At 72.6% G+C, this 8,774-nt stretch carries 11 protein-coding genes; 2 read left to right on the top strand and 9 right to left on the bottom strand.

Annotation, left to right across the window (positions count from 1 at the left end):
* Window positions 1-169 precede the first annotated feature (169 nt).
* Both KCQ71_RS24455 and ligD read left to right on the top strand, forming a co-directional pair.
* Window positions 170-1,315: a hypothetical protein gene (locus tag KCQ71_RS24455; RefSeq protein ID WP_223411312.1), complete on the top strand. Its 1,146-nt coding sequence runs from the start codon at window positions 170-172 to the stop codon at window positions 1,313-1,315.
* A gap of 10 nt (window positions 1,316-1,325) precedes the next feature.
* Window positions 1,326-2,342: a non-homologous end-joining DNA ligase gene (gene ligD / locus KCQ71_RS24450; protein WP_223411311.1), complete on the top strand. Its 1,017-nt coding sequence runs from the start codon at window positions 1,326-1,328 to the stop codon at window positions 2,340-2,342.
* A gap of 17 nt (window positions 2,343-2,359) precedes the next feature.
* Here ligD and KCQ71_RS24445 read toward each other — a convergent pair whose 3' ends face one another.
* From KCQ71_RS24445 to KCQ71_RS24405, 9 genes are all read right to left on the bottom strand, one after another.
* The gene (locus tag KCQ71_RS24445) at window positions 2,360-2,884 is read right to left on the bottom strand and encodes a gamma carbonic anhydrase family protein (protein WP_223411310.1); all 525 of its coding nucleotides are present in this window, start codon (window positions 2,882-2,884) and stop codon (window positions 2,360-2,362) included.
* 42 nt (window positions 2,885-2,926) lie between these two features.
* A complete protein-coding gene (locus tag KCQ71_RS24440) occupies window positions 2,927-3,277 on the bottom strand; it encodes a pyridoxamine 5'-phosphate oxidase family protein (RefSeq protein WP_223411309.1) in 351 nt (116 codons plus the stop codon).
* Window positions 3,278-3,297: 20 nt separating this feature from the next.
* Window positions 3,298-3,777: an LppU/SCO3897 family protein gene (locus KCQ71_RS24435; protein ID WP_223411308.1), complete on the bottom strand. Its 480-nt coding sequence runs from the start codon at window positions 3,775-3,777 to the stop codon at window positions 3,298-3,300.
* Window positions 3,778-3,886: 109 nt separating this feature from the next.
* Window positions 3,887-4,321 carry a VOC family protein gene (locus KCQ71_RS24430; RefSeq protein WP_223411307.1) on the bottom strand — a complete coding sequence of 145 codons (435 nt, stop codon included), beginning with the start codon at window positions 4,319-4,321 and terminating at the stop codon, window positions 3,887-3,889.
* Between the two features lie 26 nt (window positions 4,322-4,347).
* The gene (locus KCQ71_RS24425) at window positions 4,348-5,124 is read right to left on the bottom strand and encodes a maleylpyruvate isomerase N-terminal domain-containing protein (RefSeq protein WP_223411306.1); all 777 of its coding nucleotides are present in this window, start codon (window positions 5,122-5,124) and stop codon (window positions 4,348-4,350) included.
* Window positions 5,125-5,309: 185 nt separating this feature from the next.
* On the bottom strand, window positions 5,310-6,371 hold the full coding sequence (locus KCQ71_RS24420; protein WP_223411305.1) for an ATP-dependent DNA ligase: 1,062 nt from the start codon (window positions 6,369-6,371) through the stop codon (window positions 5,310-5,312).
* A 40-nt stretch (window positions 6,372-6,411) separates the two neighbouring features.
* Window positions 6,412-7,035: a 2'-5' RNA ligase family protein gene (locus tag KCQ71_RS24415; RefSeq protein WP_223411304.1), complete on the bottom strand. Its 624-nt coding sequence runs from the start codon at window positions 7,033-7,035 to the stop codon at window positions 6,412-6,414.
* A complete protein-coding gene (locus tag KCQ71_RS24410) occupies window positions 7,032-8,045 on the bottom strand; it encodes a hypothetical protein (RefSeq protein ID WP_223411303.1) in 1,014 nt (337 codons plus the stop codon). Before KCQ71_RS24410 ends, KCQ71_RS24415 begins: the two co-directional genes overlap by 4 nt.
* A gap of 20 nt (window positions 8,046-8,065) precedes the next feature.
* On the bottom strand, window positions 8,066-8,773 hold the full coding sequence (locus KCQ71_RS24405; protein WP_223411302.1) for an N-acetyltransferase: 708 nt from the start codon (window positions 8,771-8,773) through the stop codon (window positions 8,066-8,068).
* Window position 8,774 lies beyond the last annotated feature (1 nt).

Genomic DNA, 8,774 nt, shown 5'->3' with positions numbered 1-8,774 from the left:
TTTTCCCCCGTCCCCCCACACGGCGGCGGGTGGGGGTCCCGCCCCTGGGGGGTGCGCGCCGCCGTCGGCGGTTCACCCCTGCGAGACGCCCGCTCCCCCGCCCGGGGGAACCGTGGGCCGGGGCCGGCGAGCCATCGTGGCAGCACGCTGCTACGAGAGGAGGGGCACCATGCCCCGAACATCCCCGGTCGAGATCGACCGCAACGCACCCGCGGAGGCCAGGCCACCGGAGTCCCGCGTGCCGACCGTGCTGGCCGGCGGCGGATCCCTGGTCGTGACCGTCCTGTCGCTGGTGTTCCTGGCCATACCGGGCATCAACCGGTACACCGCGGACAACGGGGTGCTCGCCACGGGTCTGATGTCGACGACCACGCTGACCATCGCACTCGCCGCTCTGGGTGCCCTCGGGATGCTCGCCGCCGGTGCCCGGCTGATCGCCCCGAGTCGGGTCACGGCCGCGGTCACGACCGCGACCGGCGGCCTCAGCGCAGTCGTCTTCGGTGTCCTCGCCCAGGGCGCGGGCACTCTCAGCACCTTCGGCTACCTGGTCGCGTGGGCGGTGCCGCTCGTGCTGGTAACGCTCTGGATCCTCGCCTTCCGCACCTACCGTGGCGCCCGAGCCGTCCTGCTCGTGGCTGCGGTGGCAGCCATCATCGGTGGGTTCGTCATCCGTGAGGGGCTCGTCAGCTACCTCACGTTGATGGCGCCACAACTTCAGGGCACGCAATGGATCATCGCGGCCGTCGTGCTGCCCCTGCTGGCCGCCGTCGCGTGGGTCGCGCTGATCGTCCGCGACGCTCGCGCCGATGGCCGCGGCCGCCGGGCGACCGCGTGGGTGACCCGGCACCGGGTGTTGTTCACCGCGCTGGCTGCGCTCGGCCCGCTGCCCTACGCGATCATCCGGCTCACCTGGTTGACTCCGTGGCCGCAGTTCGGCGGCCCGGTCGCCGACATCGACCCGGGCGTCCGGGTGCAGGGAATCCTGCTCGGCGCCGCCGGGTGGCTGGGCTTCATCCTCACCCTCGGCCTGATCGCCCGCTGGGGCGAGCGGTTGCCCCGCTGGTTCCCGGGCGGCTCCGGTGAGGCCGACCGGCCGGTGCACCCACTCGCCGCGATCATCCCCGGCGGGCTGGTGGCCCTGATGCTGTGCGGGGCCGCGATCCCGATGTTCTCCCTCGACAGCACGATGGGCCTGCTGATCTTCCCGGCCTGGTTCTGGGGCCCGATGCTGGCCCTTGCGGTCTGGGGCTACGCCGGGCACCGGTACGGCATCGACCGGCCCGCCGACCTGGCTCGTGCCGGGGCCGACGTCTAGGCTCGCAGCCATGGCCACGACGGCGAAGCACCTGGACCTGCCCGGAGGAGACGGTGAGCGTTCCGTGCGCATCTCCTCGCCCGATCGCGAGATGTGGCCGGGCATCACGAAGTGGGACCTGGCGCGTTACCTTGCCGCCGTGGCCGATGGCTTCCTGCGGGCGGTCGGCGACCGGCCGGTGACCCTGCAGCGGTTCCCGCAGGGCACCGACGGCGAGGAGTTCTTCTCCAAGAACCCGCCGAAGGGCGCTCCGGAGTGGGCTCGCACCGTCATGTGCACCTACCCCTCCGGGCGCCGGCACCCGCAGCTGGTCATCGACGAGATCGCCACGGCCGTCTGGGCCGTGCAGATGAACACCGTCACGTTCCACCCCTGGCCGGTGCGCACCGCGAACGCCGACAATCCCGACGAGGTGCGCATCGACCTGGACCCCCAGCCCGGCCGGTCCTTCGCCGACGTGGTCACCGCGGCGTTCGCGCTGCGGGACCTGATGACCGAGCTCGGGCTGACCCCGTGGGTGAAGACGAGCGGGAACCGGGGCCTGCACGTGTTCGCCCGGGTCACCCCGGACCACGAGTTCCTCGACGTCCGGCACGGCGTCATCGGGATCGCCCGGGAGCTGGAGCGGCGGCTGCCCGAGCTGGTCACCACCGCCTGGTGGAAGGAGGAGCGCGGGGAGAAGATCTTCGTCGACTTCAACCAGGCGAACCGCGACCGCACCATCGCCGCGGCCTATTCCCCCCGGCCCCTTCCCGGCGCTCCGGTCTCCATGCCGGTGCGGTGGGAGGACCTGTCCGAGGTCAGCACCGCGGACTTCACCGTGCTCACGGTGCCGGGCCTGCTCGCGGCCGACGGCGACGCATGGGCCGGGATCGATGACGCCGTCGGCACGTTCGACGCCGCACTGGGTCTGTGGGACACCGACGTCGAGAACGGGCTCGGCGAGATGCCGTTCCCGCCCGAGTACCCGAAGATGCCGGGCGAGCCGCCCCGGGTGCAGCCCTCCCGCAAGAAGATGGAAGGCTGAGCCAGGCGTGACCTCGGCTAGGACGCGGAGCCCGCTCCCCGGTGTCGGCGCGAGATCTCCACGTACCGCGAGGCGCTCTCCGCGAGCCCGGCGATCTCGTCGTCGGTGAGTTCGCGGCGGACCTTCGCCGGCACACCGGCCACGAGCGAGTGCGGCGGGACCTGCGTCCCCTCCAACACGAGAGCGCCGGCGGCCACCAGTGAGCCGGCACCGATCACGGCACCGTTCATGACGGTCGCGCTCATTCCGATGAGGCAGCCATCCGCGACGGTGCACCCGTGCACGACGGCGCCGTGACCGACTGTCACTCCGTCACCGATCGTCGCCGGAAAATCCGGGTCGGCGTGCACCACCACGTTGTCCTGGAGATTGGTGCCCGCGCCGACCCGGATCGGTGCCAGGTCACCACGGACGACCGCGCCGTAGAACACGCCGGTCCGCGCGCCGACCCGCACGTCGCCGATCAGGGTGGCAGTCGGCGCCACGAACGCGGTCGGGTCGATCTCGGGGTGGACGCCATCGAACGGGACGAGGTGGGCCATCCCGGCACGGTACTCCGATCCTGGGACGGGTCGGAGCCGGGGTCAGCGATCGAGGTCGATCGCGATCACGGTGGCGTCGGGTGAATACCCGGTCGGGCCTGTGAGCCGGCCCGCGTACTTCGCGAACCAGGCGGCCTGGGCACGGCGGCTCTCCTGCTCGTCCGTCACGAGCCTGGCCCGCCCGGGCAGGCTGGTCCGCCGGTAGCCGACCTCGACGGCTGGTTGGGCGCGCACGTTGCGGACCCAGTCGGTCCCGGCCCCCCGTGCCAGCACGAACAGGGTGTCCCCCTCGATCGCGAACCACACCGCAACGAGGTGCGGCTGCCCGGTCCGCCGCCCGGTGGTGCTCAGGCGGCAGGTGGTCGCCGTGGCCAGGCCGGGGTGGTCCACCATCGCCGGTGCTCCGATGCCGGTCAGGAGGCCGGCCAGCGGATCCAGCAGTACACGCTCGGGTCGCTGTAGACCCGGACCTGTTCGGTCTCGGCCGGGCAGCCGGCCTCGTCGTCGGTGTCCTCGAGGATCGCGGCGAGCTGATAGCCGGAGTCCTCCTCACAATCGGCGAGCCCGGAGAAGTCCGTCCAGGCGCAGTCTCCGACGGCGCCGAGCAGGCGCAGGCAGACCGACTTCCCGTCGTCCTCGAACGTGAGGTAGATGTCGCCGTCCGGCTGGTCGGCGCAGACGGTGCCGTCGGTCGTGTCGGCTACCGCGAGCACGGACCACTTCGCCTCCGCGTCGGCGCACTCGACGACGTTCATGTCGTCCGCCCCGCCGGCCTCGACCAGGCAGTCGCCGACCACCGCCGTCGTCGGGCCCGCGCCGCTGGAGCAGGCCGCGAGGGCAAACACCAGACCGAGCAGGAAGGTCATCACCACGCCACGTCGCGCCGTCTTCATCACATGCCCCCGCATTCACGTCCGAGCGGGCAGCCCGATGGCCCGCGGTGCGCCGCAGACTAGCGTGCCCCCGGGTGGTCGCACCACAGGGCAGGGCCGATCCGGGGTATCAGCCGGCCCCGTCCAGACCTGACTGGATCTCCTCGGAACTCCAGGTCAGCGGGGTCTGCACCAACCACTCGTGACCGAACGGGTCCCGGACCCGGCCACCGCGGGCGCCGTAGGGCTGGTCACCCACCTCGAACACGACCTCGCCGCCGGCGTCCACGACGGCCCGTGCGACGCCGTCGGGGTCCTCGGTGTCGACACTCAGCAGCACCCCCGGCCGGCCGAGCGACGACGGCGACGGATCGTGGGTGTCCTCATCCTTGAGCTGCACCGTGGAGCCGAGGATCTGCAACTGCGCGAACACGACGGACTCGCCGGCCGTGAACCGCTGCTGCAGTTCGGCCCCGAACACGCGTCGGTAGAAGTCGATGGCCGCGTCTGCGCCCCGGACCACGAGCTTCGGGGTGATCGCCCCGTGCGATTTCGATGTGTCCATCGCTCCATGGTGCACCCCGAGCCGGCTCAGCTCCACCGCACCCGCACGTCGCGCCACCGGTCCAGGAGTCCGAGCCCGCCCGTCTCGACGATCTGGGTGCCGCGGTTCCACAGACCCAGATAGAGCTGCACGGCGGTGCCAGTCAGCCCCGGCTCCGCCGGCGCCACGACGTCGTCGACGTCCTCCACGACCAGCGGGCCATCGTGCACCCGCACCCTCCAGGACGCCGCGGCGTCGGTGGGCAGCACCGCGAACGCGACGTCGGTGCCGTCGAACAGTGGGCTCGTCCGCCGGCCCCGGGTGTGGAAACCGCGAAGCAGCTCGTCGATTCCGTCGAGCGCCAGGTCCGTCGGGATCTCCACCTCGGCGGCGGTCGGCGCCCTGCCGAGCGCCGCAGCGCGTGCGTCGACGGCGTGGATGGTGGTCTCGTGCGCCTGTCGTCGCGCCCAGAACAGTCGCGGCGGCGGCGCATCGTTGAGGAATACCATCGCCCGGAGGTCATCGTCGGCGCCTGCGATCGCGGCGAGGAGCGCCCCGGCACCCTCGCGCAGGTAACCGCGCAGATCAGCCACCTCGGCGAGGATGCGCGTCTGCGTGATCGGGACCCCGGCCCCCGATCCGCGGACATTCCCCGCGGCCCAGCGGTGCACCATCGCCTGATGCGCCAGCAGTTGGTCGGCCGTCCAGGCCGGGCAGGTCGGGACCCGCGCGGCCGGGCCGGCACGGGCATGTGCATCGAGCATCTCCTCGACTCCCGCACCGATGGCGCCCAGGTAGTCCTCGAGTGCCAGGCGCGTCGGCATGTCGCCATATTGCCCGAGCCCGCGCGCATCCGGTAGGGGTGCCGGGTGCATGGTCGGCTCAGATCACGGCGGGACGCGGATCGGTGTGGTTGGAGTCGGCGCTCGGGGGTCAGCTCCGCCTGGAAGCCCGCCGCGATGGCCGGCATCCGCTCCGCTCGCTCGTCCGCGGCGTTCCACCGGATCAGCTACCGGGCCAGGACGGAGTCCAGGTCGTAGGCGACGGCCCGGTCCACCTGATCGATCAGGCAGGACTCGGGCTCCCGGTCGGGCCGCCACCGCAGGAACGTCACCGAGTGCCGGAACCGCCATCCCTCCAACTGGTCGAACGCGACCTCGACCACACGCTCGGGGCGCAACCGCACGAACGAGACGTCCTTGCTGGCGCTGAACCGGGACCGGTCGGTCTCGCCGCGCACCGCCTCGCCGTCGTCATCGCGGACCACCAACGGGTCCAGCTCGTCGACGAGTTCGAGCCGGCGCGCGTTCGTGAAGGCCGAGATCCCGCCGACGTTCACCAGGGTGCCGTCGCCGGTGTACATGCCGAGCAGGAGCGACCCGACCCCTTCGCCGCTCTTGTGGACGCGATAGCCGACGAGCACCGCGTCCGCGGTGCGGGCGTGCTTGATCTTCAGCATGGTGCGCTTGCCCGGGGCGTACGGCTGCGCGAGGGGCTTGGCGACGACACCGTCGAGCCCGGCACCCTCGAACCGCTCGAACCAGTCCCGCGCGAGCGCGTCGTCACCGGTCACCCTGGTGAGGTGGATCGGTGCGCCCGCCGCGACGCCGTCGAACAGTCCCTCGAGCCGCGCCCGCCGCACCGAGAACGGCTCGCCCATGAGGTCGGAGTCGTCGAGCGCAAGCAGGTCGAACGCGACGAACTCCGACGGCGTCTCTGCCGCCAGGCGGTTGACTCTCGACTCCGCGGGGTGGATCCGCTGCGAGAGTGCCTCCCAGTCCAGCCGCTGGCTGCCCGCGGCCCCGGAGCGCACCACGATCTCGCCGTCGAGCGCGCACCGTGACGGAAGGTGCTCCTTGATCGCCTCGACCAGCTCCGGGAAGTACCTGGTCAGGGGCTTGCTGCCCCGGGAGGCGATCTCCACGTCGTCACCGTCGCGCAGGATGATGCCGCGGAACCCGTCCCACTTGGGCTCGTAGGAATAGCCGCCCTCGACGGCGTCAGGTGCGGGCACCGCCTTGACGGCCTTGGCGAGCATCGGGGTGACGGGCAGGTCGATCGGCAGGCGCATCCGCCCAGTCTGCCGTGCTGGATGCCCCGACGGCGAGGGGTCAGGCGTCGTAGCCGCGCATCGGGTAGGAGTCGATCACCTCGTGCAACGGGCCGCCGCCGGGGCCGGCGCCGAGGCGGGAGGACACCAGCTCGACCGAGTCGGCCACCCACGCGGGGCCCGCGTACACCGACAACACGCGGGCGAGCGCGCCCAGGTCCACGTCGGCCGCGCGCCGCGAACGCCGGGCCACGCTCAGGTGGGCGCGGCGGCGCTCGCGCACCTGGGCGTAGGGCAGTTCGTCCGCTGCGGCCATCAGCGCCAGCAATCGCGCCAGGTCGGCGGCACGGGCGTGCGTTCCGGCCGCAGTGTCACCACCGGCCACGTCACCATCGACAGCGCCACCGTCGGCCACGCCCACCCAGAGCGAGCGCCCCGCGAACTCCCCCGCGCCCCGCAGCCTCAGTTCCAGCGGCGCGAAGCCGGCGACCACCCGGGCCAGCGGGTCCTTGAGAGCCGAGGCAGCGCCGTCGGGCAGTTCACCGAAGAACGCGACGGTGACGTGCTGCTGCTCGGCCGGCACCCACCGCAGCGGCGCGCCGGCACCCAGGCGCAGCGCGGTCGTCGCCGCCCCCAGGTGCGCCAGCACCTGAGCAGGCGGCCGGATCGCGGCGAACAGCCTCATGCGTCCTGGCGTCGCGCCCGCCGGCCCACGATCACCCCGATCGCGACGCCGATCGCCGCGACCACCACGACGATCGCGGCGATCACCCAGCCGTTCACGCTCACGGCCGGTTCCGGCAGCGCCTCGGGTCGCTCGACCATGGCCTGCGCGAGCTTGAGGTCGAGCACGGTCGCGTTCGTGCTGATCGCGACGGAGCCCCGGCAGCCACCGCCGGACGCGGGCAGGCACAGCTCGAGGTTCAGATCGAGGTCCACCTCGGCGCTGAGCCCGACGGCGCGGGCCGAGCCGGCCGCGTCGTCGCTCTCGCGGATGCTGCCGACGCGCGCGTCGATGGCTCCGTCGGCGCTGACCGCCGTGCCGATGAACTGGGTGATCGTGGACAGTCCGGGGAACTGCTCCTCGAGGAGTTCCAGGATCTCGTCGGTGCTGAGCGAGAGGGACAGGTCGACGAACTGCCCCTCCGGGATGGTCACCGGTGCGCCGAACACGGTCAGGCTGGTGACGGCGGCGTCCGCGGTGGGCGGGTCGGTGGGGTGCGTGGTGGCCGTGGCGTGGACCGGGCCGACGTCGAGCACCTCGTAGGAGAACAGGGTCACGTTCGCGCCGCCGACGCCTGCGTGGGCGGAGAGGGTCTCGTTCTCGACCCGCTCGGTGTCGGCGGTGACCGCTTCGATGACAACCAGGTCCGCGACCGAGACCGGGCCGAGGGCGTCGGTCTCGGTGCCGCTGGTCTCCGCCGGGGTGCCGACCTGCGCCGCCGTGATGGTCTGGCCGCTCAGGATCGGGTCCTCGGTGAGCAGGTCGATGACGGGCTGGAGGGCACCGATCGCCCCGGTGGTGGTGATGGTCAGGTCCACCTCGGAGGCGACGGCGTACACCCCGGTCGCGCTCGCCGCTCCCCCGGTCGTGGCCCGGGCGGGCGTGGCTCCGGTCGCGAGCGCCAGTGCGAGTAGGGCGAGAGTCAGGACGGTGGTGCCGACGGCGCGGGCGGTGCGGGGGCGGGCCGTCATTGTTCGATGCTATCCGGCGGTCAGAGCGTGGCCGTCCACTCGGTGGTGCGGTGCTCCGGGATACCGCCGTGCCGGGCCGCCAACGTGTGCGAGTCCCGGTTGCGCACGTCGGTCTCGGTCTCCACCTCGGTGACGCCGCGCTCGCGCAGGGTGGCGGCGACCGCACCGAGCAGCCCGGGAGCGAGCCTTGTGCGCCGCCATTGCGGCAGCACCCCGAGGCATCCGGGCCGGGGCCGAGGACGGCGGTACCAGACGCGGATCAGACCGTCGTAGGACCCGGATCGGCGGTGCACGGCGATCAGGTACAGGTCCGGGTCGAACTCGTCGTCGGCGAGCGTGACCCGCAGGTCCCGGGCGGTGCCCGTCCAGTCCTCGGTCCCGGGGATCTGGTGCCGCACGAGGTTGTCCAGCTCGGTCACGCGGACCAGGTCACAGGCCGTGACCGGAGTGAAGTCGTGCGAGCCGCCGGGGACCGGTCCCGGCAGCGCGGCGAGCGGGAGGCGCCAGACCTGCTCGGTGCGGGCCGCGGTGAAGCCGAGCTCCGCCAGCGGCGCGTCCCAGGTTCCCTCGGTCGCCGTGACCAGGACCCGGTCGACGGCGGTGGGCCGGTTCGCGAGCAGGGCGGGCCACGCCTCGATCGCGTCGGGCAGACGGAGCTGCCACTGGCCGTCGGGGCGCCGCCACGCGACCGCCTCGGCCCCACCGGCGCGCCACTGCGCGTTGTCCATG

The organism is Occultella gossypii (genome assembly GCF_019947135.1).
GTDB lineage: Bacteria > Actinomycetota > Actinomycetes > Actinomycetales > Beutenbergiaceae > Occultella > Occultella gossypii.
The sequence above is the reverse complement of the archived record's forward strand: the minus strand, read 5'-3'. Positions and strand labels throughout refer to the sequence as shown.

Bases quoted from the DNA above. Each gene is read 5' to 3' on its own strand.
- KCQ71_RS24410 (WP_223411303.1), bottom strand. From the start codon at position 8,045: ATGACGGCCCGCCCCCGCACCGCCCGCGCCGTCGGCACCACCGTCCTG.
- ligD (WP_223411311.1), top strand. From the start codon at position 1,326: ATGGCCACGACGGCGAAGCACCTGGACCTGCCCGGAGGAGACGGTGAG.
- KCQ71_RS24455 (WP_223411312.1), top strand. From the start codon at position 170: ATGCCCCGAACATCCCCGGTCGAGATCGACCGCAACGCACCCGCGGAG.
- KCQ71_RS24440 (WP_223411309.1), bottom strand. From the start codon at position 3,277: ATGGTGGACCACCCCGGCCTGGCCACGGCGACCACCTGCCGCCTGAGC.
- KCQ71_RS24415 (WP_223411304.1), bottom strand. From the start codon at position 7,035: ATGAGGCTGTTCGCCGCGATCCGGCCGCCTGCTCAGGTGCTGGCGCAC.
- KCQ71_RS24430 (WP_223411307.1), bottom strand. From the start codon at position 4,321: ATGGACACATCGAAATCGCACGGGGCGATCACCCCGAAGCTCGTGGTC.
- KCQ71_RS24420 (WP_223411305.1), bottom strand. From the start codon at position 6,371: ATGCGCCTGCCGATCGACCTGCCCGTCACCCCGATGCTCGCCAAGGCC.
- KCQ71_RS24405 (WP_223411302.1), bottom strand. From the start codon at position 8,773: ATGGACAACGCGCAGTGGCGCGCCGGTGGGGCCGAGGCGGTCGCGTGG.
- KCQ71_RS24445 (WP_223411310.1), bottom strand. From the start codon at position 2,884: ATGGCCCACCTCGTCCCGTTCGATGGCGTCCACCCCGAGATCGACCCG.
- KCQ71_RS24425 (WP_223411306.1), bottom strand. From the start codon at position 5,124: ATGCCGACGCGCCTGGCACTCGAGGACTACCTGGGCGCCATCGGTGCG.
- KCQ71_RS24435 (WP_223411308.1), bottom strand. From the start codon at position 3,777: ATGAAGACGGCGCGACGTGGCGTGGTGATGACCTTCCTGCTCGGTCTG.